We start from the raw sequence: 25,408 nt of genomic DNA, 5'->3' as shown, positions 1-25,408 counted from the left end.
CTTTTGAAATTGAAATTGATTTTTGATGTTGACTTTTTTATGCTATTTTTGTACAAATAATAACACAACAATACTACTATGCTTATCATCGGAATTGCAGGCGGAACAGGTTCAGGAAAAACAACTGTTGTTCACCAAATTATGAACGAACTTCCAGAAACTGAAGTCGGAATTATTTCTCAAGACTCTTACTACAAACAAAACGTAGGCATGAGTTATGAAGAAAGAAGCAACATCAATTTTGACCATCCACGTGCCATCGATTTTGAACTTTTAGTAGAACATTTAAAAGATTTAAAAGCCGGAAAAACCATCAATCAACCCGTTTATTCTTTTGTAACGCACAACAGAACAGACGATACTATTTCTACACATCCTAGAAAAGTAATGATTGTTGAAGGAATTCTTATCCTAACAAATCCTGAACTTCGCGAGATGTTTGACGTAAAAGTTTTTGTTCACGCTGATTCTGACGAACGCTTAATTCGACGTTTAAAACGTGATATTGCCGAGCGTGGTCGTGACATGGAAGAAGTTTTAAACCGTTACCAAACAACGCTTAAACCAATGCACCAACAGTTCATCGAACCAACAAAAGCATATGCAGACATCATCATTCCAAACGACAAATATAATACCGTTGCCATTGATGTAGTTCGTGCCGTTATCAACCAACGCTTGACCTAATTTTACACCAAAAACAAATGAAAAATTGGTTCCAAAACCTTATTAGTAGCTATCCGTTTCTTATATTTTTAGGAAGCAAATACACTTTGGTTTCCATATTTTTCATTATTTGGATGCTCTTTCTTGATAATTATTCCTACATGGATAGTCGAATTTTAGATAAAGAAATAAACGAATTAGAAGACAATAAAAAATACTACCAAGAAGAAATTGCTAAGGACGAACAAAGTATAAAAAATTTAAATAATCCTGGTCAAACAGAAAAATACGCTCGTGAAAAATATTTCATGAAAAAAGACAGCGAAGACATCTACATAATTGATATCGAAGAAGATAGAATTAAAGACAGTTTAGAAGGAGCGAAACAGTAGGCATTTCGAAAATGGCAATTCCTGCTTTACGTTGCAATAGCTTTACTAATGTTTAAAACTTCGGCAAAGCTATTTTCTCTTCAATCAGGGCTAGATTGTGAACTTTAAACTAGAGTTTACATTGACAAAGAAATTTATCTTTTAAAAATACCAATTAGAAACGAATTGTCACACTGAGCTTGTCGAAGTGCTTTTTATTAAGGCAAAATTTCTTCAACAAAAAGTATATACCTATTTTGCAAAAAATCAAATTTAAATCTCCAAAAAAAGATAATTTTTGACTAAATTTGAAGTATCAAAAAGCAAAATACTTGTGAGCACAAATAAACCACTTTTTACAGATTTTGAAAGCGTTAGTTCTAAGCAATGGAAACAACAAATTCAATACGAACTCAAAGGCGCCGACTATAACGAAACTCTCGTTTGGGAAAGTCCAGAAGGCATTAAAGTAAAACCATTTTATCACAATGATGAAGTGGAAGAAATAGATTCTAAAATTTCAATAAATTCTCCAGAAAAAGCTTTTGAAATTCTTCAAAACATATTCGTACACGATGTAAAAAAATCTAATGAACGTGCGTTAGACAGTCTAGATCGTGGAGCAGAAAGCATTCGTTTTACCATAGAAAACGACACCATTTCTATTGCAGATTTGATGCAAAATCTTCCTTTAGAAAAAACAACTTACTATTTTTATTTGCCATTTCTTTCAATCGATTTCGCAACTAAAGTAAGTGATTATGCAGCTAAAAATCAGGCAAAATTCGTTATACAAATTGATCCAATTGGGCAACTTACTAAAGACGGAAATTGGTTTGAAAACCTTGAAAGTGATTTTGAAAAACTAAATAAAATTGCAAGTTCATCAGTAATCAATTACTTAAATATTAGTTCCGGAATTTACCAAAATGCTGGTGCGAATATGGTGCAGCAATTAGCTTACACTTTGGCTCACGCCAATGAATATTTCAATAGAATTCCGGCATTAAAACATCCTATAACTATTGAAGTTGCTATTGGCACTAACTACTTTTTCGAAATTGCAAAACTAAGAGCTTTACGTATTTTATTCAATACTTTAGCCAAAGAATACCATCATAATTTTGATTGTAATATTATTGCAACGCCAACTCGTAGAAACAAAACTATATACGATTATAACGTAAACATGCTTCGAACTACAACCGAATGTATGAGTGCAATCCTTGGTGGAGCGAATGTTGTAGCGAATTTGCCTTACGATGCATTGTATCATAAAGACAACGAATTTGGCGATAGAATTTCGAGAAACCAACTTTTGGTTTTAAAGCACGAAAGTTATTTTGATAAAGTGAATAATCCTGCCGATGGTGCTTATTATATTGAAAATCTAACGCAACAATTAGCAGAAAAAGCATTAGAATTATTCAAAGACATTGAAAAAAATGGCGGTTTAATCACTCAATTAATCGAAGGTACTATTCAACGAAAAATTAGTGAAAGTGCTAATAAAGAGCAAGAATTATTCGACAACGGCAAAGAAATATTATTAGGAACCAACAAATATCCAAACAAAAACGATAGCATGAAAAATGATTTGGAATTGTATCCTTTTGTAAAACAAAATCCACGCAAAACACTAATCACACCTATCATTGAAAAAAGATTGGCAGAGAAATTAGAGCAAGAGCGATTAGCATCGGAATAATTGATAACTTTAACAAAAAAGAACCTATGGAAGCGATAAGACAATTTGTAAAAGTGAAAAATCAAAAAGTAAACATTACTTTACCTGACGATTTTATCGCAGATGAAGTTGAAGTAATCATTTTGGCAAAAAATGATATTAGTTATAACCTTTCTGAAGAACAAATAGAACTTTTAGATAACAGATTAAACGAACCTGAATCAGAATATATTACATCTACAGAATCGTTAAATCTACTAAAAAAGAAATATGGGTTTTAGAGTTATTGTTTCTAAAAAAGCACAAAAAGAAATTGAAAATGCAGTAGCATATTATGCTGAAATTAATTTAAAACTTGCTTTAAGATTTTACAATGAATTATCTGAAACTTATAAAAAACTAGAAATAAATCCTGATTATCAAATAAGACATAAGAATTATAGAGCAATTCCATTAAAAGTTTTTCCTTTTTTATTATTCTATGTTTATGATAAAAATAGTGAAATAATTAAAATTCTTTCTTGTTTTCATACATCAAAAGACATAAAAAAATATCCTAAATAGTTTTAGAAACTATGAGAAAAAATATACAACATATAACATTAGAAAAATCCGAGAACTCGAAACCCAAAACTCGAAACTCGGAACTTTTCCAAACCGCCGAAGGCATTGAAGTAAAACCAACGTATTCTAAAGAAGACATTGAAAATTTGGAACATATTGGTTTTGGAGCAGGTTTTGCACCAAATCTTCGTGGACCTTATGCTACCATGTACGTTCGTCGTCCTTGGACCATTCGTCAATATGCAGGATTTTCAACTGCTGAAGAAAGTAATGCTTTTTACAGAAGAAATCTTGCTGCAGGACAAAAAGGACTTTCTGTAGCGTTTGATCTAGCCACACATAGAGGTTACGATTCTGACCATGAACGTGTTTTTGGTGATGTTGGAAAAGCTGGTGTTGCTATCGATTCGGTGGAAGATATGAAAATTCTTTTCGACCAAATTCCTCTTGGTGAAATGTCGGTTTCCATGACTATGAATGGTGCGGTTTTACCAATTATGGCATTTTATATTGTTGCAGCCGAAGAACAAGGCGTTGCACCAGAATTACTTTCAGGAACAATACAAAACGATATTTTGAAAGAGTTTATGGTTCGAAATACCTACATCTATCCACCAACGCCTTCGATGAAAATCATTGCTGATATTTTTGAATATACGAGTAAAAAGATGCCGAAATTCAACTCGATTTCTATTTCTGGTTATCACATGCAAGAAGCTGGAGCAACCGCCGATATTGAGTTGGCTTACACTTTAGCTGATGGTTTAGAATATATCCGTACAGGTTTAGCAACCGGAATGAAAATAGATGAGTTCGCTCCTCGCCTATCTTTTTTCTGGGCAATTGGAATGAATCATTTTATGGAAATTGCCAAAATGCGTGCTGGAAGAATGTTGTGGGCAAAATTGCTAAAACAATTCAATCCAAAAGACGAAAAATCATTGGCTTTAAGAACGCATTGCCAAACTTCGGGTTGGAGTTTAACCGAGCAAGATCCTTTTAATAATGTTGCTAGAACTTGTATTGAAGCAGCAGCAGCAGCTTTTGGAGGAACACAATCCTTACATACAAACGCATTGGACGAAGCGATTGCTTTGCCAACCGATTTCTCTGCAAGAATTGCCAGAAATACCCAAATCTTTTTACAAGAAGAAACTAAAATTTGCAAAACCGTTGATCCTTGGGCAGGAAGTTATTATGTAGAAAGTTTGACCAACGAAATTGCACAAAACGCTTGGAAACTTATTGAAGAAGTAGAAGAATTAGGCGGAATGACCAAAGCAATCGAAGCTGGAATTCCGAAATTGCGTATTGAAGAAGCTGCAGCTCGAAAACAAGCCAGAATTGATAGTAGTCAAGATATTATTGTTGGTGTTAACAAATTTAGACTAGAAAAAGAAGATCCATTACAGATTTTGGATGTTGATAACGATATGGTGCGCAAGCAACAAATTGAGCGTTTGACACAAATAAAAGCCACTCGCGATAACACTAAAGTTGCCGAATGTTTAGCAAAATTAACCTATTGTGCTAAAAACTCTAATGGAAATTTATTAGATTTGGCAGTAGAAGCAGCAAGAAACAGAGCTACTTTAGGAGAAATAAGTGATGCTTTGGAAGCTGTTTTCGGAAGATATAAAGCACAAATTAGAAGTTTTAGCGGCGTGTATAGTAAAGAAATAAAAAACGACGAAAGTTTTGAAAAAGCAAAACAACTAGCCGATGCCTTCGCTAAAAAAGAAGGTCGTCGTCCTAGAATTATGATTGCCAAAATGGGACAAGACGGACACGATCGTGGTGCGAAAGTAGTTGCCACAGGTTATGCCGATGTAGGTTTTGACGTGGATATTGGGCCATTATTTCAAACGCCACATGAAGCTGCGAAACAAGCCGTAGAAAACGACGTTCACATTCTTGGAGTTTCTTCTCTTGCTGCTGGACACAAAACTTTGGTGCCACAAGTTATTGAAGAACTTAAAAAATACGGACGTGAAGATATTATGGTCATTGTTGGTGGCGTAATTCCTGCGCAAGATTACCAATTCCTTTTTGATGCTGGAGCAGTTGCCGTTTTTGGTCCTGGAACTAAAATTAGTGAAGCTGCTATTAGTATTTTGGAGGTTTTACTTGAAGACTAGATAAATGGAAAAAACCTAACAGGTTTTATAAATCTGTTAGGTTTAAAATCAATTCTTCTTCTTTTTCTTGTCACAATCTTTTTTAGATTTTGCTTTTTTCTTTGGTTTCAGCAATTCTAACTTAGCTTTTAGTCGCTTTTCGGTTTCTTCTACTTCGTATGAATTGTCGTTTGCCTTCATTAAAAGTTTAATCTCTTTTAGTAATTTCAATGCTTTCTTGAACTCTTTTTGTTGTTCTAACAAATTATTTTTCTTGAGCAATAATGTCACTTTGTTACTTCCTTTTATGGTTAAAGCAAAATCAATTAGCTTAGATGCTTCGTCATAATCTTCGTTTAAAAGTAAGGCATCCAAATAATACGGATAAACTGCAACCGCATGAATATCGATAGCCAATGCTTCTTGAAAATAACGTTTTGCTTCTTCATAATCTTGCAATTGTTCAGTTTGAATTCTACCATACAAACACAAAGCCATTACGTTTTTATCGTTGTACGACAAAGCGTAATCTAAGGATTCTATTGTTCCTTCCAACCAATACGGATAGTTATCCAAGGCTTGAAAAAGATATTTATCTACTGTTTTCATTTTATTAGTAATTAGTGATTAGTGAATAGTAATTAGTCGCTAATCTGTTTGATATTTTTTGTTAATTCCGCTTTTGCGGTTTGTCGTTCTGATTTGTAGCTTTTCACTACTTTCTCTTTTTTAAAATCAGATCCTTTGAATATTCGTGTTGGATTGCCGCGTTGTACATTCAATTGGTTTTCCCATTGGTTACTGACTTGCTGCTTTATTTGTTCCAATTCGGAAACCTTGAATTTTTCTATTAAACGTTCGGTTGCCAATTTTTTATTTTGGTGTTGCGAACGGGAATCCATTGAAACCACACTTATTCCTGTTGGAAGATGTGTTGCTCTAATTGCCGAACTCACTTTATTTACATGTTGTCCGCCAGCACCAGAACTTCGCATTGCTTGGTATTGAATGTCTTTCTCTGAGATGGTTTTTATTTGCAAACTCTCAATTTCAAAAACTCCGATAAACCAGTTTTTGCGTTTGTGCATTTTTCTAAACGTACTTTGTCCAATCCACTGAATGGTTCCAGTCCATGATGTTACAAATTCAGCAACTGATGTTCCTTTTAGCATTAATAAAGCCGAAGCAACTGTTCCGTTTTCTTTTCCAGATTCTCGTTGTAGCACTTTGACTTCCAATTGATTTTCTTGTGCTTCCTCCAACACTTTTTTGAGCACTTGAGCCGCAACCCAAGTGCATTCTGCTGGTCCGCGACCTGCTGTTATTTGAATTATTTTGTCCATTTTTTTTAATAGTTTCAAAAGTTAAAATGGTTTTTCTTTTAGCCCTGATTGTAGTGAAAATCCTCGCCATTTTTATTGGCGAGATTGCAACGAAAAGCAGGAAAATGGATTACTCATATAGCCCAATTGTTTCGCTTCTAATAAAAAAACCACTTAACTTTTATTTATCCATTCGCACGATTTTTGGTGTGAATGTTCCTAAAACAGTAACCAATTCAGTTTGCAAAGCCATGACTTTATTGATGTCTTTGTATGCCATTGGTGCTTCGTCTACATTGCCTCCGATGAGTTGTACTTCATTGTCTGCCAAGACTTTTTTTATCTGACTTGGCGTAAAATTGGCTTTGCATTTGGCTCTTGAAAACAATCTTCCTGCGCCGTGTGATGCTGAATTTAGCGATTCGGGATTTCCTTTTCCCATAACGATGAAACCTGGTGCAGTCATTGAACCGGGAATGATTCCGAGTGTTCCTTCGTGCGCTGGCGTTGCGCCTTTTCTGTGAACGATGCATTCTTTGCCGTTGACTTGCTCTTTCCACGCAAAATTGTGATGGTTTTCTATGGTTACCACAATGCGTTTTCCGATAGCTTTAGCGATTCGTTTGTGAATGTTATCGTGACAGGCTTTGGCATAATCGCCAGCTAAATTCATTGCCAACCAATATTCCTGACCGTCGTGTGTGTTCAAATCGAGCCACGCCAAATGCTGCACATTTTTAGGCAACGGACATTGTTTTGTTGCCAAATACGTGTAATGTTTTGCAATATTGGCGCCCATTCCGCGTGAACCACTGTGTGATAAAACGCAGAAATAACTTCCTGCTTCTAACTTCCACTCGGGTAATGGTTTGTCTAATTGCACAATTCCGAATTCTACAAAATGGTTTCCGCCACCAGATGTTCCTAGCTGATTGTAAGCTTTGGTCTGCAAACTTTTTAGCAACGGAATATCCTGAAATTCTGACCTTGAGAAAATCTCGTGATCGGATTTTATGGCGTGCGTTTCGTTCATTCCGAACTTGGTGTGCTCTTTCAAAATGGCTTGCAACTGATGGTCTTTCCCTTTGATAAAAGATGCCGGCAAATCGAAAATTGATAAACTCATTCGGCAACCAATATCAACTCCAACGCCATACGGAATTACCGCATTTTCTGTGGCTAAAACTCCGCCAATTGGCAATCCGTAACCCGAATGAGCATCTGGCATCAACGCTCCAGCAACGGATATTGGCAACTTTAACGCATCATACAATTGAAACTTGGCTTGTTCATCGATTTCGTTTTCCCCAAATATTGAAAATGGTGCTCGCGTGGTTTGCAATTGATGCATTCGCACTTGAACTGGGTTGACCAATCCTTCGGCTACTTTGCCCCAAGTTCCGTTGTTTTTATAGTTCTCAGGATGTAAAAGCACATCTTTGGCTTCGTTAATGATACTGTCTTTTTTTTCTCTTTTTCTGTATCTGCTTATTTGTCCTAAAGCAATATTGATACTATTGTTTTTTGGAAAGCCTAATTTTATTAGGTCTCTTCCAGTTAATTTATTTCCCATAAATTTTTAACATTGTTAGTTATAGTGCAATTATCTCTGCGAAAGCAAAAAATAACGGCAAAGCATCTCATTCCATTTTTGGAAAGAGTAAATGAACTTTGTTCGGGAAAATTTTGTGAAGTGTCTAGAATAAATACAAAAAAGCCCGAAACTAAATATCTTCGGGCTTTTTCATATTGTTATAAATGTAAATTTCTATGATTGAAATAAGCCACGAAGAAATGCTGCACCAGTTCCTACCGGTGTGAAGCTTTGTGAGAATGATTTGAATAAAAACATTTTTCTTCGTTTTAAATGGTTATTATTTTTTTCGAGTGCAAATATTTAATTTTATTTTTTGATTTTCCAAATTTTTGAGAAAAAAAAATAAATTAAATCACACAAAGGCACATATTCATTGGGTTTTTCAATTTATTAATACTAAAAAATAGTAACTACTTCATCTAATAAAAACTACCACTAGTTTAAAAAAAACATTTATTTTTACCTAAAAATTATTTTATGAAAAAACATATCGTTTTACTTTTAATAGTTGTTCTAAGTCAATTAGGTAGTGCACAAAATTATTGTACTTATTTGCCTTATTTTTCAAACAATTTATATGGTTTAGCAAATGACAAGCAAGAGCAAATTGTTGAACCAAAATACAAAGAAGTAGAAATTATCAATGAGTTTTCCTTTGTTGTATTTGATAAAATTCATTGTTATGATTTGTACAATGGAAAATATGTAAACATTCCTTATTCTAAAGAAAATTCATTTGTAGTAATTAGTAATGAACTTTTTATTTTTAATTCAAAAAACAACACTCTAACAAATCCTTACAGTAAGGAAAAAATTCCTTTAAAACTGAAATACAAATTGATGTACAACAGAACTTTTTATGATTTTAAATCTAAGAAGAGTTATGATTTGATTTTTGCTTACACTAATGATGAAAAACAATTATTTTTTAAAAATGATAAAACTTTAAGTCTTGCTATCAATGGGAAATTTCAATATAAAAATTTTGAAATTATCCAATGTCCAGTTGACAATTTTGAACAAAATGTAGGAATCATAATTTTAAACAATGATAAATCTTTAAGTTGCTACAACTTTGACGGAACCAAATCGTTTAAAATTGAAACTAATGAAATAGAAAAAACAACAAAATATGCTATTGAGTTTAAAAAAAGTGTGCATCAAAAGTTTGTAGATTTCTACGGATTTGAATCAATCTTTTTTCCTGAATCGTTTTCATTAAGTGATATGGTTGGTGCTAGTGAGGGAAGGTTTTTCAATCGACTTATAGACAATATTAAACTTGGCGATGGTTATACTCTGAAAATCAAAGATTACAACTATGACTTGAATTCACCTAACAAAACGTATTTTAAAGACACAAAATACAACAATATTTACCACTTCAATTATTCTGAAAATGAATACTATATAAAATTTACTAAAAAATCTAATACAGATGAGTTGCAACTATTTGTTAATCATCCAAAAATAAATCCAAACATTTTAATGTGTCCAAAGGAGGAATTAATAAAATTTGAATTAGTAAAATAAATTAAGATTAGTTTGTCTATTTCCTAGGATTTAGCAATCCAAAAATGATTATGGCTCCAAATACGACATAGCCAATATAACCATACCATTTGTGATGAATGTCACTCATCATATCATCGACTTTTCCTTGGATAGGTAAGGGTAAATATTTGTAATTTGGAAAAGCTCTTTTACACGCTGAACAATCTACTTTAGCGGTTTTTCCATATACAAATGGAAACAATTTTAAAATAAATATTTTAGAATAAACTGAAGCTGTCAAAGAATTTGGTGCTTGACACTCAGGACAATTAGCATTTCTTATTTTATCGCTTTCTACTAACTTTTCTACCGAACCTATCATACTATCTTTACTTAATTATCATATTTAACTTTAAATAAAGCTACAAAGAACAATATTACAATTAAAAAAATCAAACCTAAAATTACAAAACATCCCAAAGAATGCCATATAGGACGTTTGGTTTCATTTAAAATTGACTTTTTTTGAACCGCTTCTAAAAGTGTTGGACTTAGATATTGTCCGTCATACATCTTTTGGCAATACAAACATTGTACTTCTAATGAACTGCCTACGGGAATAATTGGAACAAAAAAAACATGAAAATAGCTGCCATATTTAGTCACCATCATGTTGTTATCCTTATGACAATTAGGACATTCACAGGTTTCTAATAAATCTCTAACTAATAAATTGCGTTTAATTCCAAATATAAAAATCATAAGAATCAATTGTTTCTCCAAATATTGAATTTTATTTCAATTTTTCCAATTTATTAAAAATAAAAAAGAGAAAACATTATTTTTTACATTTACTATGCACGCATAATAATTTATTTTACTACATTTGAAAATCTAAACAAATTAAAACTATGGATTTTTCAGCAAAAATGCTTCGTGATGATGCGCTTAAAGGCAAAACAATTGTAGTAACTGGTGGCGGAAGTGGCTTGGGTAAAGCCATGACAAAATATTTTCTAGAACTTGGAGCTAATGTTGCCATCACTTCAAGAGATATAGAAAAACTTAAAACTACAGCTTCAGAATTAGAAACAGCAACTAGTGGAACATGTTTACCTATTCAATGTGATGTTCGCCATTATGACCAAGTAGAAGCTATGCTTGCTGAAGTTTTAAAAACTTTTGGTAAAGTAGATGTACTATTAAACAATGCGGCAGGAAACTTCATTTCTCCTACTGAAAGACTTTCAGCAAATGCTTTTGACACTATTATTGACATTGTTTTAAAAGGTTCAAAAAATTGTACACTTGCTTTTGGAAAACATTGGATTGAAAACAAACAAACCAATTGTAATGTATTAAATATTGTAACTACTTATGCTTGGACAGGTTCAGGTTATGTAGTTCCTAGTGCTACGGCTAAAGCTGGAGTTTTAGCAATGACAAGAAGTTTAGCTGTAGAATGGGCAAAATATGGAATAAGAATGAACGCCATTGCACCAGGACCATTTCCTACAAAAGGTGCTTGGGACAGATTATTACCTGGCGATTTAGCTGAAAAATTTGATATGGCTAAAAAAGTACCATTAAGAAGAGTTGGAGATCATCAAGAATTAGCCAATTTAGCAGCGTATTTAGTTTCTGATTTTTCTGCCTATATCAATGGTGAAGTGGTTACAATTGATGGTGGCGAATGGCTTCAAGGTGCAGGCCAATTCAATATTTTAGAAAAAATTCCGCAAGAAATGTGGGATATGCTTGAAACTATGATTAAAAATAAAGGAAGTAAATAATAGTCTTCTGTTGTCAGTTGAAAACTTTATAAATTATAAGTCAGATAGAAAATTTCTTTCTGACTTTTTTTATTCAACTGAATTCTAAATTCTTTTCTGTTTTTTCTATTCTCTTTTTTCAAATTTTACAACATTGTTAACAAATAACATTTTCAAAACCCATAAATAATTGTATTTTTACACCTCAAAATTTGAAACAAATAAATGGGTAAAATCATTGCAATTGCCAACCAAAAAGGTGGTGTAGGAAAAACGACAACTTCGGTTAACTTAGCTGCATCACTAGGTGTATTAGAAAAAAAAGTGTTATTAATTGATGCTGATCCGCAAGCTAATGCGAGTTCAGGACTAGGTATTGATGTAGAAAGTGTAGAAATTGGAACTTACCAAATACTTGAACACAGCAATACGCCACAGGAAGCGATAATAAAATCGACTTCGCCAAATGTTGATGTAATTCCTGCACACATTGATCTTGTTGCCATCGAAATCGAATTGGTTGACAAAGAAAATCGTGAGTATATGCTGAAACAAGCATTGGAAAAAATCAAAGAAGAGTATGATTATATTCTAATTGATTGTGCGCCATCATTAGGTTTATTAACGCTAAATGCATTGACTGCTGCAGATTCTGTAGTAATTCCTATTCAGTGTGAATATTTTGCTCTAGAAGGTTTAGGTAAATTATTGAATACCATAAAAAGTGTTCAAAAAATTCATAATCCAAGTTTAGATATTGAAGGATTGCTTTTAACAATGTATGATTCGCGTTTACGCCTTTCAAATCAAGTAGTTGAAGAAGTTCAAAAACATTTTAATGATATGGTTTTTAAAACTATAATTCAACGAAATGTAAAGCTAAGCGAAGCTCCAAGTTTTGGTGAAAGTATTATTGCTTTTGATGCAACAAGCAAAGGAGCAACAAATTACATCAGTTTAGCAGAAGAAATTATTAAAAAAAACAGTAACTAATTTATGGCGAAGGCACTAAAAAAACAAGCTTTAGGAAGAGGATTGTCTGCTTTGTTAAAAGATCCTGAGAACGATATTAAATCAATTGACGATAAAAATGCTGACAAAGTTGTTGGTAATATTCTGGAAGTTGATATTGATTCTATTGAAATAAATCCGTTTCAACCGCGTACAAATTTCAATGAAGAAGCGTTACAAGAATTAGCATCCTCTATCAAAGAACTTGGTGTAATTCAACCTATTACCGTTAGAAAATTAGATTTCAATAAATACCAATTAATTTCTGGAGAACGTCGTTTGCGTGCTTCAAAATTAGTTGGACTTACAACTGTTCCAGCTTACATCAGAATTGCTAATGACAATGAATCATTAGTGATGGCATTAGTAGAAAACATTCAACGTCATGATTTAGATCCAATTGAAATTGCACTTTCTTACCAACGTTTGATTGATGAAATCCAATTGACACAAGAGCAAATGAGTGAACGTGTAGGAAAAAAACGTTCTACAATTACCAATTATTTACGTCTTTTAAAATTAGATCCAATTATCCAAACAGGAATTCGTGATGGATTTATTTCAATGGGACATGGAAGAGCTATTATCGGAATTGAAGATTTAGATGTTCAATCAGATATTTATCAAAAAATAGTAAGTCAAAATCTTTCTGTTCGTGATACTGAAGCGTTGGTTAAAAAACATCAAGACGGATTAAAACCTGCAACTGCAAAAGCACAAAAAGGAAGTTCTTTTACTATTGCTGATGAACAAAAGAAAGCTTTTACTAACTTTTTTGGAGCAAAAGTAGATGTAAAAGTGGATGCAAAAGGAAAAGGAAAAATTGCAATTCCATTTCATTCAGAAGAAGATTTTAATAGAATTATTAAACTTATTAACGGTTAGTGATTAAGTCTATCTACATAGCAATTGTAGTTTTCCTTGTAGGGACAACTTCACTTTTAGCTCAAAATGAGTTGAAAGTAACTGATGTAGTAGTTGCAAAAGATTCTACAAAGACAACTAAAATAAATCCGTTAGCGCCTTCAAAAGCAGCATTTTATTCTGCTATTCTTCCTGGTTTAGGTCAAGCATACAATAAAAAATATTGGAAAATTCCAATAGTTTATGGTGCCATGGGAACAGGTATTTATTCTTATGTTTGGAATAATAAAAAATACCATGAATATCGCGATGCTTATAAAAGAAGACTACTTGGTTACACTGATGATAATTTTCAATATCTTGATGATAGTCGTTTAATTTCTGCTCAAAAATTTCACCAAAAAAATAGAGATTTATCGATGTTAGTAACGGCAGGAATTTATATTTTAAATATTGTAGATGCTAATATTGATGCGCACTTAATGCAATTTAATGTCAACGAAAATCTTTCCATTAAACCTGAATTTGAAATAAATGAATTTGACAGAAAACATAATCTTGCTGTTTCTGTGAACTTTAATTTTTAGATTTATTTAACTATATCTTTTGTAACACTTTCAACAAATTCGCAACCAATACCTTATGAAAATAGCACTTCTTGGATACGGAAAAATGGGTAAAGTAATTGAACGAATTGCTTTAGAAAGAGGTCACGAAATTGTTTTAAAAAAATCAAGTTCAACTACTTTTGAAGGATTACAAAATGCTGATGTCGCTATAGATTTTAGTATTCCTGATTGTGCTGTTGAAAATATTTCTGAATGTTTAAACAATGGAATTCCAGTAATTTCTGGAACAACTGGTTGGTTAGAACATTATGACGAAATGGTCGCACTTTGCAAAGAAAAACAAGGAGCTTTTATTTATGGATCCAACTTTAGCTTGGGAGTAAATTTATTTTTTGAATTGAACGATTATTTGGCAAAAATGATGTCAAAATTCAATCAATATAATGTTTCGATGGAAGAAATTCATCACACACAAAAATTAGATAAACCAAGTGGAACAGCTATTTCATTAGCTAATGGAATTATAAAAAATACCGATAATAAAAACAATTGGTCAATAGAGAATCCAAATTCTGAAGAAGTATTTATCGATGTAAAAAGAATAGAAAACGTTCCAGGAACACACTCCATTTTTTACAAATCTGAAGTAGATACAATAGAAATAAAGCATACAGCTCACAATCGTGATGGATTTGCCCTTGGTTCTGTAATCGCTGCGGAATGGATAATCGGAAAAAAAGGTGTTTTTACAATGAAAGATGTTTTAGAATTAAAAACTATATAAATTTATAAATCATTTTAGAATAAATTTCTCAAGAAATCTAAAATCTAAAATCTAAAATCTAATATAAAATGACAACATATCAATGGTTTGTTTTTTTCCTAATTGTTCAACTAATTCACGGATTAGGAACTTGGAAATTGTATGAAAAAGCTGGAAGAAAATCATGGGAAGCTTTTATTCCGGTATACAATTCAATAGTTTTGATGAAAATCATCAACCGACCAACTTGGTGGACATTGTTGTTATTTATTCCAGTAATAAACTTATTAATGTTTCCAATTGTGTGGGTTGAAACGTTGAGAAGTTTTGGAAAAAATAAAACTTCAGATACCTTTTTAGGAGTTGTAACTTTAGGTTTTTACATCTATTATATCAATTACACGCAAGATGTTCAATATATTACAGATAGAAGTTTAAAACCTACAAACGCAACTGCAGATACTGTTAGTTCACTTTTGTTCGCTATAATCGTGGCTACATTTGTTCATGGATATTTCATTCAACCTTTTGTAATTCCTTCCTCTTCATTAGAAAAATCATTATTAATTGGAGATTTTCTATTTGTTAGTAAACAAAATTATGGAGCAAGAACACCAATGACGCCAATTGCTGCGCCGATGGTTCATGATTCCATTCCTCTTGTTCATACGTTGTCGTATTTAGCAAAACCACAACTTCCTTACTTTAGATTTCCTGGTTTTGAAAAAATTAAAAATAATGACATTGTTGTTTTCAATTGGCCAAGAGATACACTATTTAACATGTACATTCCAGCCGATAAACGCTATGACAAACCCATTGACAAAAAAACCAATTATGTAAAACGTTGCGTTGGTATTCCTGGTGATAGTTTACAAATTAAAGACGGAATTGTATTCATCAATGGAAAAGAATTGATTTTACCAGAAAGAGCGAGACCTCAATATTCTTATAAAATTACGATTGATCCTAATTCAACAACAGATTTTGAATCGGTATTTAAAGATTTAAATATTACTGATGGATATGGTTTTGAAACACCCGAAAGAGATTCATTAACCATTAGAGCATTAACGTTTGAAAATGCTGAAAAATTAAAAACCGTTTCAGGAATTACTTCTGTAAAAAGAAATATCCGAAAAGGTCGCGAAAACGGAATTTTCCCATGCAAACATCATGATGGTGCAGATGAAAACAAATTTGCTTGGAGTGGTGATAATTATGGTCCAATTTATATTCCTGAAGCAGGAAAAACAGTTGCTTTAAACTTAAACACCTTGCCATTTTATAAAATTATCATTTCAGAATATGAAGGAAATAAACTGAAAGTTGTTGGAAATGATATTTATATAAATGACAAAAAAGTAAGTTCTTACACATTCAAACAAAATTATTATTGGATGATGGGAGACAACCGTCATAATTCATTAGATGCAAGATATTTTGGTTACACACCTGAAGACCACATTGTTGGAAAACCAATTTTTATTTGGATGAGTTGGGATTCAAATGGAAGTGGTTTGAATAAAATTCGTTGGGAAAGACTTTTCACTACTGTAAATGGTGAAGGACAACCACAATCGTATTTCAAATATTTCTTAGCCTTGTTAGCGTTATATTTTGTAGGAGAATATTTTTGGAAAAAAAGAAAAGCAAAAAAAGAATAAAAAATGTTACGGGTTTCGGGTTACGAGTTTAAAGTTCTTTACCTGAAACTCGTAACCTGAAACTCGTAACTCGATGAACATACTCATACATCCATCCTATTTTCCTTCAATTTCGCAATTTGTTGCTATCGCTAAAGCAGAAAAAGTGACATTTGAAATGGATGATAATTTTCAAAAACAAACTAATAGAAACCGAATGCACATTTACAGTCCAAATGGCATTCAGTTATTAAATATTCCCATAAAACATACTAAAGAAGCTCATCAAAAAACAAAAGATGTAAAAATTGAAGCCGCTTTTGATTGGCAAAAACAGCACTTCAAATCACTTGAAGCAGCCTACAGAACGTCTCCTTTTTTTGAATATTTTGAAGACGACTTGGCTCCTATTTTTCAAAAGAAACATACCTTTTTGATGGATTTGAATTTTGAAACGATGGAATTTGCTTCTAAATGTTTAAAACTAGATTTTCCCTATGATGAAACTTCAGAATATTTTCATGAAGTTATTGATAAGACTGATTATCGCCAATTGATTAACGGAAAAAAAGACAACAATTCATTTGATTCTTACACACAAGTTTTTGGAGATAAGCACGGATTTATCAATAATTTAAGCATTTTAGATTTGCTTTTCAATGAAGGTAGATATGCTTTAGATTATTTAAAAAGCCAAAAATTGTTGTAGTAACTACTCCATTTTCAAACGAGCTACTATTGGATAATGATCGGAGTTTTTAAATTGTGGATAATTTTGAAAGCTTTTTACTTTCATAGATTTATCTGCAAAAATGTAATCAATTCTTGCCGGATAATATTTGAAGTTATAGGTTTCCCCAAATCCTTTTCCTGCTTCTTCAAAACAATCATTTAGATTACCTTTTATACTTCTATAAACATAAGAAAAAGCGCTATTGTTCATATCACCACAAATAATCATTGGATAATGACACTCTTTTTTGTGCTTCATTAAAATCTCTGCTTGCACTTGTTGCTTAGTAAAAGCTTGACCAATTCTTTTAAAAACGGCTTCCGATTTTTTTTGATTTATTGTTTCGACATTGCTTTCTAATTCTGTTACATCTGGAGAAATTTTTATAGATTGCAAGTGCATATTATATACTCTAATCGTATCATTTCCTTTACGAACATCGGCATAAACAATCAAATTATCCGATTCAGGAAACTCTATATTTCCCTTATTCACAATGGGAAACTTAGAAAAAATGGCTTGACCTGTTCTAATTTTATTTCCTTGCATAAAAATAAACTTATGCTTGTAAATTCTCAAATCAACATTTGCGGTTTCAGAATATTCTTGAATGCAAAGTACATCTGGATTTTGATCGTTTATAAAAGCTTTGATATCCTCTTTAACCGATTCGCGTTCAATCCATTGAAATAAATTAAACAATCGAACATTGTAACTCATTACTACAATATCACTTTCTTCTTTTGGAATATCATGAGATGAAAACTTATAAAACTTATTTACAAATGTAATTCCCAAAACTAGAACAATGCCCGAAAGAACCATTTGGCGTTTCATTTGTAACATCCAATAAACAAAAAACAACGCATTAACAATTAAGAACAAAGGCAAAACCAAAGTTAAAACCGATAAAAAAGGAAATAATTTTGGAGCAAGGAATGGTAAAACATAAGCAAGAAAAGTCAATACAGTCAACACTATATTGAAAAAATACATTACTTTATTAAACCATGAGAGTTTCTTCATATTACATTGCCGCAAAGTTAATTTTATTATTTGCAAACTGAAAACTGTTAACTATTCTCTGCAAACTGAACACTGATCACTAAATACTATTTACCTGCTTTAAACAAAAATTCTTTTTCTTCAGCGGTCAAACTATCATAACCTGATTGACTAATTTTATCTAAAATTTCATCAATTTGTTGTTGTGTTTTGTCTTTTACTACGATTTTACTTTGCGAAGAAGTATTAGTTTTTTTTGAATTTACATGCACTTTTTTGAATGGTGTTGCCTTCTTCGGTTGAAACAAATTAACAAAAAAATTGATAATGTTGGTTACTATATTACTTAAATCGGTTCCGTTTTGCAAAAGTTTTATGTATAAAAATCCGAAAAGTGCTCCAGCAAGATGGGCAATATGTCCACCAGTATTTTCTATCAAAATTTGCATTACGTCTAAAATAAGTAATACAGCTGTTATATGCCAAAGCTTTACATTTCCAATTAACAATAAGCGAACATACATCAAAGGTTGATAGGTAGTTGTGGCAACTAAAATAGATAAAACTGCGGCTGAAGCTCCAACAATTACGTTGCTGATTCCCATAAAATAATAGGCAATTGCAAATGCCAAACCTGCAAAAATTGAACTTAAAAAATACAACCCTAAAAACTGCTTTTGTGTAAAAAATGTCAAAAACAATCTTCCTGAGAAATTGAGCATCACCATATTAAAAAACAAATGCCAAAAACCTGAATGAAGAAAAGCATATGTAAAAAATGTCCAAGGAAATATCAAAAAATCATTTGGATTTGATGATAGAGCCAACCAATTTGGATAGGCAAAACGATATTCTTTAAAAATAAAAAAAAGAGGTATTGACAACAGAAATAATCCAACATTCCAATAAATTATTTTATTTGTTATGTCGCCAATTTTATATTGCAATCTAATATCATCAAATATCCTACTCATTTAATTCCAACGTTTATGGTTAAACTGATTTTTTTTCCAATACCACATCATTATAAAACCTGTTAATGCACCACCAAGATGTGCAAAATGTGCAATTCCAGTACTTCCAGCTCCAAAAATAGAACTTCCTTTTAAACCTAAAACTAGATCAATTGCTAAAATTCCAGGAACAAAATACATAGCTTTTATTGGAATTGGAATAAACATAATTCCTAATTGAGCATTTGGAAACATAAAAGCAAATGCAACTAAAAGGCCGTAAACAGCTCCAGAAGCGCCAACGGCAGTACTTCTTGAAATTAAATTAGCTTGTTCAATAACATTATATTGTTCTTGCATGCAATTTACCCTTTCAAGTATTGCTTGGAAATTACTAGCAATCATTTTCCCACTTTCATCAAAAACATTCCTTAAATCTGAATTCAACAAAACTTTGATTTCTGAATTAGTGAAATTTAATTCTGAAACTGAATTCATCAAAGATTGAATTTGTAAATAATTTACTAAAGTATGCAATAACGCTGCACCTAATCCGCAAGAAATATAAAAAAACAAGAATTTTTTTCCACCCCAAAAATGCTCTAAAGCACTTCCAAAGGAGTACAATGCAAACATGTTAAAGAAAATATGAGAAATTCCACCATGCATGAACATATGAGTTAATGGCTGCCAAAACTTGAACATTGGATTTTCAAAATAATACAAAGCAAAATAAGTATCTGCTATTGGAACTAATTGACTTCCAATAAAAAAGATAATATTAATTATCAAAAGTTGTTTTACAACAGGCGTGATATTCATCATAGGGCAAATCGTTTATCAATATCTTCCACACGCATCGTTATGAAAGTAGGTTTTTGAAAAGGCGAAACATTTGGTTCTTTACAAGCAAAAAGATTGTTAACCAAACTTTCCTGCTCTTTTTCTGTTAAATAGGTTCCCGTTTTTACAGCTAAACTTTTAGCCATAGATTTAGCAATTGTATCGTTTTGACTGAAACTACTATCCGGTATTCCGTCTTGCAAATCGGAAAGTAATTGCTCTAAAACCATTGAAATTTCACTTTCTGTAGTATTCACAGGAATTCCAGAAATATGGACAGAATCTGAATCAAAAGCTTCAAAAACAAATCCAGTGTTCTCTAAAGAAGGTTGTAATTCGGCAATTAATTTCAGTTCATTATTTGAAAAATACATTTGTAAAGGAAACAACAACTGCTGACTTGACGCTTGCTGAACCGTCATATTCGTTAGAAATTGCTCATACAAAATACGTTGATGTGCACGACCTTGATCCATAATGACCATTCCTGATTTAATAGGACTAACAATGTATTTTTTATGAATTTGATACGTTCTATTAACGGTTTGCTCTTCTTCTTTCTCGTCAAATAAAGATGCTGTCACTTCTTCACTTTCAAATGAAAAAGTTTCCACTTCTGAAGTATCATTTTTTAATCCAACATACAAACTTTCCCAATTAGAACCTGCGACTTCTTGTTTTTTATAAGAAGATGAGCTGCCAGAAAATTGTTTATTTTGCTTTGTTAGTTCGCTATCACTTGATTCATTTGCAAATGGATTGAAGGTACTATCAACTTGAATTGTTGGATATTCCGCAGTCTTATTCTGATATTGATAAGGTGTGTCTAAATTAGGATCTCTATCAAAATCTAAAACAGGCGCCACATTAAACTGTCCTAAACTGTGCTTAATTGTAGAACGTAAAATGGCATACAAAGCATGTTCGTCATCAAACTTTATTTCCGTTTTTGTTGGATGAATATTGATATCAATTGTATTTGGAGGAACATTTAAATAGATAAAATACGTTGGCTGCGAACCATTAGGCAACAAACCTTCATAAGCGGCCATCACGGCATGATGTAAATAACCACTTTTTATAAATCTATCATTTACAAAAAAGAATTGTTCACCACGATTTTTCTTAGCAAACTCAGGTTTTCCAACAAATCCTTCGATGGTTACAATTTCGGTTTCTTCTTGAATTGGAACTAATTTTTCATTGGTTTTACCCGAAAAAATATTCACAATTCGCTGACGAAAATTGGAATTTGGAAGATTAAACATTTCACTTCCGTTGTGATACATTGTGAAATAAATGTTTGGATGTGCTAAGGCTACCCGCTGAAATTCATCAACAATATGACGAAATTCAACCGTTTCCGATTTTAGAAAATTACGTCTTGCCGGAATATTAAAAAATAAATTCTTTACCGCAAATGAAGTTCCTTTAGGCAAAACTGATGGTTCTTGTGAAACGAACTTACTACCTTCTATAATGATGTGTGTTCCTAATTCGTCTTGCTCTTGTTTGGTTTTCATTTCAACATGAGCAATGGCAGCAATCGATGCTAAGGCTTCACCTCGAAAACCTTTTGTATGCAACGAAAATAAATCTTCTGCTTGTCTTATTTTTGAGGTTGCATGACGTTCAAAACACAATCTTGAATCGGTTACACTCATTCCTTTACCGTTGTCAATTACTTGAACCAAAGATTTTCCGGCATCTTTTATAATTAATTTTATATCAGTTGCACCAGCATCAACAGCATTTTCTAGTAATTCTTTCACTACTGAAGCAGGACGTTGCACCACTTCACCAGCAGCAATTTGGTTAGCAACATGATCGGGAAGTAATTGAATTATGCTTGACATTTATTCGTTTATGGTTTGGAGTTTATTGTTCATGGTTAAAAACCAAAGTTAGCAAATTTAAGGAAAATCTATTGTTTATTATAGTTAAGAACTTACTAAAAAAGAAAAAACCTACTTTAAAGAAAAGCAGGTTTAAATTTTATATTTTAAAACTTAAAAATTGAATTATTTATTTTCCGATTTCTTTCTTAAATCTGCCATTTTTATAGCAGCAATCGCAGCTTCTGTTCCTTTATTTCCGTGAATTCCACCACTTCTATCGATTGACTGTTGCTCGTTATTATCTGTTAGCAAACAAAATATTACTGGAACGTCGGTTTGAACATTTAAATCTTTAATTCCTTGTGTTACACCTTCGCAAACAAATTCAAAATGCATTGTTTCACCTTTGATTACACAACCAATCGTAATTACAACATCAACTTCTTGCGTAACAATCATGCGTTGTGCTCCATAAACCAATTCAAAACTTCCAGGAACATTCCAACGAATGATATTTTCTTGTATTGCACCACAATCTAAAAGTGCATCAATTACTCCTTTATAAAGTCCTTCAGTGATGTGGTCATTCCATTCAGAAACAACAATCCCAAACCGAAAATCTTTCGCGTTTGGGATTGTATTTTTATCGTAATTTGATAAGTTTTTATTAGCTGTAGCCATATTATTAGTGTTCAGCGTTCAGTTTACAGTGTTCAGTAACATCTGCTAACTGAACACTGAATACTGAATACTAATTTATTGAGCCATTCCAATCAAAGCATCAATTGATTGAGCTTCTGGAGCAGATTCATATTTTTCTTTAATTTCAGTGAAATATTTTAAAGCATCCGCTTTATTTCCTAATGATAAAGAAGTTTGACCTGCTTTTAATAAATATCTTGGAGATGTTAATTCATTTGGATTCATTCCTGCTGCTTTCACGTAGAATTCTAAAGCTTGTTTAGCATCGTTCTTTTGTGAATAAGCATCACCAATTGCGCCAAGAGCAAAAGCACTTAAGAAAGTATCTTTTGAAGAAAATTGCTCTAAAGATTTAATTGCATCATCATATTTTTTCAAATTCAAATAAGAAATACCTGCATAATAGTGAGCTAAATTTCCTGCATCAGTTCCAGAGAATTGGTTAGCAATTTCAGCTGCACCTTGTTTTCCTTCTGAACCTTTAATAACTAAATTGAATAATGAATCTTGAGCTTTTGCATCAGTTGCATCAACCGCTTTTTGGAAATTTTGTTGTGTAACAAATAATTCATCTGCAGCATCTTGTTGATTTGGTTCAACAACAAATCTTTGATATAATAAGTATCCAATAGTTACAATTGCAATAGCTGCCAAAGCACCTAAGATGTATTTTTGATTTCTAGCAACAAAATCTTCTGTTTTCGATGCTGTTTCATCTAATGCGTCAAACGCTTTTGCCGTTGCACTATCTTTAGCATCAACATCTACATTTTCTTCAATAAAATTAGTATCTACTTTCTCTTCTTTTTCTTTTGGTGTTTTGTAACCTCTCTTATTATAAGTTGCCATTTAAATTTAATTTAGTGTGCGCAAAAATAAAATTTTTATTGATAATTAAAAGCGATTTTTGTCGATATTTTTCAATAATTTGCACCCACCAAAAAAAAGGGAACTATTTTTTTCTCTTTTTCTAGCAATAGTAAGCCATCACAAATGTTTTTAAAAAAAATTTCTTTATTCAATTATAAAAATTTTTCGGAAGCAACATTCGAATTTGATTCTAAAATCAATTGTTTTGTTGGTAAAAACGGCATTGGAAAGACCAATGTGCTTGATGCAATTTATCATTTAGCTTATGGTAAAAGTTATTTTAATCCCTTAGCGGTTCAAAATATTAAACATAATGAAGAATTTTTTGTGATTGATGGCGAATTTGAAAAATCAGAACGAAATGAACAAATTGTAAGCAGTTTTAAAAAAGGTCAGAAGAAAATCCTGAAAAGAAACGGAAAAACTTACGAGAAATTTTCTGACCATATTGGATTTATTCCGCTAGTAATCATTTCGCCTGCAGATAATGATTTGATTATTGAAGGAAGTGAAACTAGAAGAAAATTTATCGATAGTGTTATTTCGCAATTGGATTCCTCCTATTTGCAAGAATTGATTCAATATCAAAAAATTATTAGTCAACGAAATGCTTTACTAAAATATTTCGCACTAAATCATGTTTTTGAAACAGATACATTATCCATTTACAACGAACAATTGAATGATTTAGGTCAGAAAATTTTTGAAAAAAGAAAACAATTTATCAATGATTTTTTGCCTATTTTTAACAAACACCATCAAGCCATTTCAGGTTTGGCTGAAACAGTTCAATTAGTCTATGAAAGTCATTTATTTGATGGTTCGACGTTGCAGTTATTAGAACAAAATTTGGCGAAAGACCGAGCTTTACAATATACCTCGGTTGGAATTCACAAAGATGATTTAGCTTTTCAAATTGATGGTTTTCCAATCAAAAAATTCGGTTCACAAGGTCAGCAAAAATCGTTTTTAATTGCCTTGAAACTCGCTCAATTTGAATTTGTAAAAAAGCAAAGTGGCGAAAAACCTATTTTATTATTTGATGATATTTTTGACAAATTAGATGAAACTCGGGTGAGTAAAATTGTATCAATGGTTAACCAAGAGGAATTTGGACAATTATTCATCTCTGACACACATCCAGAACGTACTGAAAACATTGTAAAAACAACCCATCAGAGTTATAAAATATTTAGTTTGTAACATTTGTTATATTGTTCTATTTTTACTTCTTTAATTTTGCTTCAAAAAAAACATTATGAGAAAATTTCTATTCATATTTATATCATCCATACTATTTGTAAGTTGTCAAGGACAAACAAATAAATCTGTTGGAACTACTGAATCAAGTCAACCTATTAAAACCTTAGCAGGAATTGATTATGAAACAAAATTATTAGCGATAAAAAATCCACAATTATTAGATGTACGAACTCCAGAGGAATATGCTGTTGAACATCTTGAAAATGCTACAAATGTGAATTGGAATGGAAGCGATTTTATTTCAACTGTTGAAAAATTAGATAAGTCAAAACCTGTTTTTGTATATTGTAAAGTTGGTGGACGAAGCGGTCAAGCAGCAAATAAATTATCTGAACTTGGATTCAAAGAAATCTACAATTTAGATGGAGGAATTATGAAATGGCAAGGAAAGAAAACTTCAAATGCAACTGCAATTCCAAAAGGATTATCGGTCTCAGAATTTGAAAAATTAATTAATTCTGATAAAAAAGTAATCATTAATTTTTCGGCAAAATGGTGTGCACCATGCAAAAAAATGGCGCCTTATTTAACCAAAATGCAAGACGAATTAAAAGGTAAAATTTCATTAATTAGATTAGATGCTGATGAAAACAAAACTTTGTTAGAAATTATGAAACTTGATGAATTACCCGTAATTTTAATTTATGAAAATGGTAAAGAAACTTGGAGGCATTTAGGTTTTTTATCAGAAGAAGATTTGAGAAAACAGTTGTAAAATAGTTGGCAGTTTGAAGATCTAAGTTAGAGGCAATTCTCAA

27 protein-coding genes are annotated in these 25,408 nt (G+C 31.9%); 16 read left to right on the top strand and 11 right to left on the bottom strand.

Features of this window, described 5'->3' with window-relative positions; all coding sequences use genetic code 11:
* Window positions 1–78 precede the first annotated feature (78 nt).
* From udk to scpA, 6 genes are all read left to right on the top strand, one after another.
* Entirely contained in the window at window positions 79–687 is a 609-nt protein-coding gene (udk, locus tag Q0049_RS16505) for a uridine kinase (RefSeq protein ID WP_298122310.1), read from the top strand.
* A 17-nt stretch (window positions 688–704) separates the two neighbouring features.
* Window positions 705–1,058, top strand: coding sequence for a septum formation initiator family protein (locus tag Q0049_RS16500; RefSeq protein ID WP_298122308.1), 354 nt, complete (start codon window positions 705–707; stop codon window positions 1,056–1,058).
* Window positions 1,059–1,371: 313 nt separating this feature from the next.
* Window positions 1,372–2,745, top strand: coding sequence for a methylmalonyl-CoA mutase subunit beta (locus tag Q0049_RS16495; RefSeq protein WP_298122302.1), 1,374 nt, complete (start codon window positions 1,372–1,374; stop codon window positions 2,743–2,745).
* Window positions 2,746–2,771: 26 nt separating this feature from the next.
* Entirely contained in the window at window positions 2,772–3,005 is a 234-nt protein-coding gene (locus Q0049_RS16490) for a hypothetical protein (RefSeq protein WP_298122300.1), read from the top strand.
* Window positions 2,995–3,288 (top strand): type II toxin-antitoxin system RelE/ParE family toxin, encoded by a 294-nt coding sequence (locus Q0049_RS16485; RefSeq protein ID WP_298122297.1) that lies wholly within the window; start codon window positions 2,995–2,997, stop codon window positions 3,286–3,288. The genes Q0049_RS16490 and Q0049_RS16485 overlap by 11 nt, the downstream gene beginning before the upstream one ends.
* A gap of 11 nt (window positions 3,289–3,299) precedes the next feature.
* Window positions 3,300–5,426, top strand: coding sequence for a methylmalonyl-CoA mutase (gene scpA / locus Q0049_RS16480; RefSeq protein WP_298122294.1), 2,127 nt, complete (start codon window positions 3,300–3,302; stop codon window positions 5,424–5,426).
* A 48-nt stretch (window positions 5,427–5,474) separates the two neighbouring features.
* Here scpA and Q0049_RS16475 read toward each other — a convergent pair whose 3' ends face one another.
* The 3 genes from Q0049_RS16475 to Q0049_RS16465 all read right to left on the bottom strand — a co-directional run bounded on the left by Q0049_RS16475 (window position 5,475) and on the right by Q0049_RS16465 (window position 8,300).
* Window positions 5,475–6,014, bottom strand: a complete 540-nt coding sequence (locus Q0049_RS16475; RefSeq protein ID WP_298122292.1) for a hypothetical protein — start codon at window positions 6,012–6,014, stop codon at window positions 5,475–5,477.
* A 32-nt stretch (window positions 6,015–6,046) separates the two neighbouring features.
* On the bottom strand, window positions 6,047–6,748 hold the full coding sequence (gene prfH / locus Q0049_RS16470) for a peptide chain release factor H (protein WP_298122287.1): 702 nt from the start codon (window positions 6,746–6,748) through the stop codon (window positions 6,047–6,049).
* A gap of 160 nt (window positions 6,749–6,908) precedes the next feature.
* Window positions 6,909–8,300, bottom strand: a complete 1,392-nt coding sequence (locus tag Q0049_RS16465) for an RtcB family protein (protein ID WP_298122284.1) — start codon at window positions 8,298–8,300, stop codon at window positions 6,909–6,911.
* A gap of 501 nt (window positions 8,301–8,801) precedes the next feature.
* Here Q0049_RS16465 and Q0049_RS16460 point away from each other — a divergent pair.
* Window positions 8,802–9,857: a hypothetical protein gene (locus Q0049_RS16460; protein ID WP_298122281.1), complete on the top strand. Its 1,056-nt coding sequence runs from the start codon at window positions 8,802–8,804 to the stop codon at window positions 9,855–9,857.
* Window positions 9,858–9,873: 16 nt separating this feature from the next.
* Here Q0049_RS16460 and Q0049_RS16455 read toward each other — a convergent pair whose 3' ends face one another.
* Both Q0049_RS16455 and Q0049_RS16450 read right to left on the bottom strand, forming a co-directional pair.
* Window positions 9,874–10,200 (bottom strand): hypothetical protein, encoded by a 327-nt coding sequence (locus tag Q0049_RS16455; protein WP_298122278.1) that lies wholly within the window; start codon window positions 10,198–10,200, stop codon window positions 9,874–9,876.
* Between the two features lie 11 nt (window positions 10,201–10,211).
* The gene (locus Q0049_RS16450; protein ID WP_298122277.1) at window positions 10,212–10,580 is read right to left on the bottom strand and encodes a zinc-ribbon domain-containing protein; all 369 of its coding nucleotides are present in this window, start codon (window positions 10,578–10,580) and stop codon (window positions 10,212–10,214) included.
* Between the two features lie 149 nt (window positions 10,581–10,729).
* Between Q0049_RS16450 and Q0049_RS16445 the strand changes: the two genes are divergently transcribed.
* From Q0049_RS16445 to Q0049_RS16415, 7 genes are all read left to right on the top strand, one after another.
* Complete coding sequence (locus Q0049_RS16445) at window positions 10,730–11,611, top strand: SDR family oxidoreductase (protein ID WP_298122274.1); 882 nt, start codon at window positions 10,730–10,732, stop codon at window positions 11,609–11,611.
* Window positions 11,612–11,815: 204 nt separating this feature from the next.
* The gene (locus Q0049_RS16440) at window positions 11,816–12,583 is read left to right on the top strand and encodes an AAA family ATPase (protein ID WP_298122272.1); all 768 of its coding nucleotides are present in this window, start codon (window positions 11,816–11,818) and stop codon (window positions 12,581–12,583) included.
* Window positions 12,584–12,586: 3 nt separating this feature from the next.
* Entirely contained in the window at window positions 12,587–13,486 is a 900-nt protein-coding gene (locus Q0049_RS16435) for a ParB/RepB/Spo0J family partition protein (RefSeq protein ID WP_298122269.1), read from the top strand.
* Window positions 13,486–14,052 carry a DUF5683 domain-containing protein gene (locus Q0049_RS16430; protein WP_298122265.1) on the top strand — a complete coding sequence of 189 codons (567 nt, stop codon included), beginning with the start codon at window positions 13,486–13,488 and terminating at the stop codon, window positions 14,050–14,052. Before Q0049_RS16435 ends, Q0049_RS16430 begins: the two co-directional genes overlap by 1 nt.
* A 55-nt stretch (window positions 14,053–14,107) precedes the next feature.
* Window positions 14,108–14,818: a 4-hydroxy-tetrahydrodipicolinate reductase gene (gene dapB, locus Q0049_RS16425; RefSeq protein WP_298122262.1), complete on the top strand. Its 711-nt coding sequence runs from the start codon at window positions 14,108–14,110 to the stop codon at window positions 14,816–14,818.
* Window positions 14,819–14,886: 68 nt separating this feature from the next.
* Window positions 14,887–16,464 (top strand): signal peptidase I, encoded by a 1,578-nt coding sequence (lepB, locus tag Q0049_RS16420; RefSeq protein WP_298122259.1) that lies wholly within the window; start codon window positions 14,887–14,889, stop codon window positions 16,462–16,464.
* Between the two features lie 73 nt (window positions 16,465–16,537).
* Window positions 16,538–17,152 carry a WbqC family protein gene (locus Q0049_RS16415; RefSeq protein WP_298122256.1) on the top strand — a complete coding sequence of 205 codons (615 nt, stop codon included), beginning with the start codon at window positions 16,538–16,540 and terminating at the stop codon, window positions 17,150–17,152.
* A 3-nt stretch (window positions 17,153–17,155) separates the two neighbouring features.
* On the opposite strand, the gene Q0049_RS16410 is transcribed toward Q0049_RS16415, so the two are convergent.
* The 6 genes from Q0049_RS16410 to Q0049_RS16385 form a co-directional block, all read right to left on the bottom strand.
* Window positions 17,156–18,202 (bottom strand): endonuclease/exonuclease/phosphatase family protein, encoded by a 1,047-nt coding sequence (locus tag Q0049_RS16410; protein WP_298122254.1) that lies wholly within the window; start codon window positions 18,200–18,202, stop codon window positions 17,156–17,158.
* A gap of 86 nt (window positions 18,203–18,288) precedes the next feature.
* Entirely contained in the window at window positions 18,289–19,155 is an 867-nt protein-coding gene (locus Q0049_RS16405; RefSeq protein WP_298122251.1) for a rhomboid family intramembrane serine protease, read from the bottom strand.
* A complete protein-coding gene (locus tag Q0049_RS16400; protein WP_298122248.1) occupies window positions 19,156–19,959 on the bottom strand; it encodes a rhomboid family intramembrane serine protease in 804 nt (267 codons plus the stop codon). It lies immediately after the preceding gene.
* Entirely contained in the window at window positions 19,956–21,833 is a 1,878-nt protein-coding gene (gene mutL / locus Q0049_RS16395) for a DNA mismatch repair endonuclease MutL (protein ID WP_298122245.1), read from the bottom strand. The genes Q0049_RS16400 and mutL overlap by 4 nt, the downstream gene beginning before the upstream one ends.
* Window positions 21,834–21,998: 165 nt before the next feature.
* Window positions 21,999–22,496, bottom strand: a complete 498-nt coding sequence (gene ribH / locus Q0049_RS16390; RefSeq protein WP_298122242.1) for a 6,7-dimethyl-8-ribityllumazine synthase — start codon at window positions 22,494–22,496, stop codon at window positions 21,999–22,001.
* A 75-nt stretch (window positions 22,497–22,571) separates the two neighbouring features.
* Window positions 22,572–23,366, bottom strand: coding sequence for a tetratricopeptide repeat protein (locus tag Q0049_RS16385; protein ID WP_298122240.1), 795 nt, complete (start codon window positions 23,364–23,366; stop codon window positions 22,572–22,574).
* Window positions 23,367–23,510: 144 nt separating this feature from the next.
* Here Q0049_RS16385 and Q0049_RS16380 point away from each other — a divergent pair, with 144 nt between their 5' ends.
* The gene (locus tag Q0049_RS16380; RefSeq protein ID WP_298122238.1) at window positions 23,511–24,590 is read left to right on the top strand and encodes a DNA replication/repair protein RecF; all 1,080 of its coding nucleotides are present in this window, start codon (window positions 23,511–23,513) and stop codon (window positions 24,588–24,590) included.
* 55 nt (window positions 24,591–24,645) lie between these two features.
* Window positions 24,646–25,365: a rhodanese-like domain-containing protein gene (locus tag Q0049_RS16375; protein ID WP_298122235.1), complete on the top strand. Its 720-nt coding sequence runs from the start codon at window positions 24,646–24,648 to the stop codon at window positions 25,363–25,365.
* Window positions 25,366–25,408: the final 43 nt, after the last annotated feature.

Source organism: Flavobacterium sp., assembly GCF_027484205.1.
In the GTDB taxonomy this organism is placed as follows: domain Bacteria; phylum Bacteroidota; class Bacteroidia; order Flavobacteriales; family Flavobacteriaceae; genus Flavobacterium.
The sequence above is the reverse complement of the archived record's forward strand: the minus strand, read 5'-3'. Positions and strand labels throughout refer to the sequence as shown.

What these genes read in the sequence shown, in the direction of transcription:
- udk (WP_298122310.1), top strand. Translation starts at nt 79, where the DNA reads ATGCTTATCATCGGAATTGCAGGCGGAACAGGTTCAGGAAAAACAACT.
- Q0049_RS16500 (WP_298122308.1), top strand. Translation starts at nt 705, where the DNA reads ATGAAAAATTGGTTCCAAAACCTTATTAGTAGCTATCCGTTTCTTATA.
- Q0049_RS16490 (WP_298122300.1), top strand. Translation starts at nt 2,772, where the DNA reads ATGGAAGCGATAAGACAATTTGTAAAAGTGAAAAATCAAAAAGTAAAC.
- Q0049_RS16485 (WP_298122297.1), top strand. Translation starts at nt 2,995, where the DNA reads ATGGGTTTTAGAGTTATTGTTTCTAAAAAAGCACAAAAAGAAATTGAA.
- scpA (WP_298122294.1), top strand. Translation starts at nt 3,300, where the DNA reads ATGAGAAAAAATATACAACATATAACATTAGAAAAATCCGAGAACTCG.
- Q0049_RS16475 (WP_298122292.1), bottom strand. Translation starts at nt 6,014, where the DNA reads ATGAAAACAGTAGATAAATATCTTTTTCAAGCCTTGGATAACTATCCG.
- prfH (WP_298122287.1), bottom strand. Translation starts at nt 6,748, where the DNA reads ATGGACAAAATAATTCAAATAACAGCAGGTCGCGGACCAGCAGAATGC.
- Q0049_RS16465 (WP_298122284.1), bottom strand. Translation starts at nt 8,300, where the DNA reads ATGGGAAATAAATTAACTGGAAGAGACCTAATAAAATTAGGCTTTCCA.
- Q0049_RS16460 (WP_298122281.1), top strand. Translation starts at nt 8,802, where the DNA reads ATGAAAAAACATATCGTTTTACTTTTAATAGTTGTTCTAAGTCAATTA.
- Q0049_RS16455 (WP_298122278.1), bottom strand. Translation starts at nt 10,200, where the DNA reads ATGATAGGTTCGGTAGAAAAGTTAGTAGAAAGCGATAAAATAAGAAAT.
- Q0049_RS16450 (WP_298122277.1), bottom strand. Translation starts at nt 10,580, where the DNA reads ATGATTTTTATATTTGGAATTAAACGCAATTTATTAGTTAGAGATTTA.
- Q0049_RS16445 (WP_298122274.1), top strand. Translation starts at nt 10,730, where the DNA reads ATGGATTTTTCAGCAAAAATGCTTCGTGATGATGCGCTTAAAGGCAAA.
- Q0049_RS16440 (WP_298122272.1), top strand. Translation starts at nt 11,816, where the DNA reads ATGGGTAAAATCATTGCAATTGCCAACCAAAAAGGTGGTGTAGGAAAA.
- Q0049_RS16435 (WP_298122269.1), top strand. Translation starts at nt 12,587, where the DNA reads ATGGCGAAGGCACTAAAAAAACAAGCTTTAGGAAGAGGATTGTCTGCT.
- dapB (WP_298122262.1), top strand. Translation starts at nt 14,108, where the DNA reads ATGAAAATAGCACTTCTTGGATACGGAAAAATGGGTAAAGTAATTGAA.
- lepB (WP_298122259.1), top strand. Translation starts at nt 14,887, where the DNA reads ATGACAACATATCAATGGTTTGTTTTTTTCCTAATTGTTCAACTAATT.
- Q0049_RS16415 (WP_298122256.1), top strand. Translation starts at nt 16,538, where the DNA reads ATGAACATACTCATACATCCATCCTATTTTCCTTCAATTTCGCAATTT.
- Q0049_RS16410 (WP_298122254.1), bottom strand. Translation starts at nt 18,202, where the DNA reads ATGAAGAAACTCTCATGGTTTAATAAAGTAATGTATTTTTTCAATATA.
- Q0049_RS16405 (WP_298122251.1), bottom strand. Translation starts at nt 19,155, where the DNA reads ATGAGTAGGATATTTGATGATATTAGATTGCAATATAAAATTGGCGAC.
- Q0049_RS16400 (WP_298122248.1), bottom strand. Translation starts at nt 19,959, where the DNA reads ATGATGAATATCACGCCTGTTGTAAAACAACTTTTGATAATTAATATT.
- mutL (WP_298122245.1), bottom strand. Translation starts at nt 21,833, where the DNA reads ATGTCAAGCATAATTCAATTACTTCCCGATCATGTTGCTAACCAAATT.
- ribH (WP_298122242.1), bottom strand. Translation starts at nt 22,496, where the DNA reads ATGGCTACAGCTAATAAAAACTTATCAAATTACGATAAAAATACAATC.
- Q0049_RS16385 (WP_298122240.1), bottom strand. Translation starts at nt 23,366, where the DNA reads ATGGCAACTTATAATAAGAGAGGTTACAAAACACCAAAAGAAAAAGAA.
- Q0049_RS16380 (WP_298122238.1), top strand. Translation starts at nt 23,511, where the DNA reads ATGTTTTTAAAAAAAATTTCTTTATTCAATTATAAAAATTTTTCGGAA.
- Q0049_RS16375 (WP_298122235.1), top strand. Translation starts at nt 24,646, where the DNA reads ATGAGAAAATTTCTATTCATATTTATATCATCCATACTATTTGTAAGT.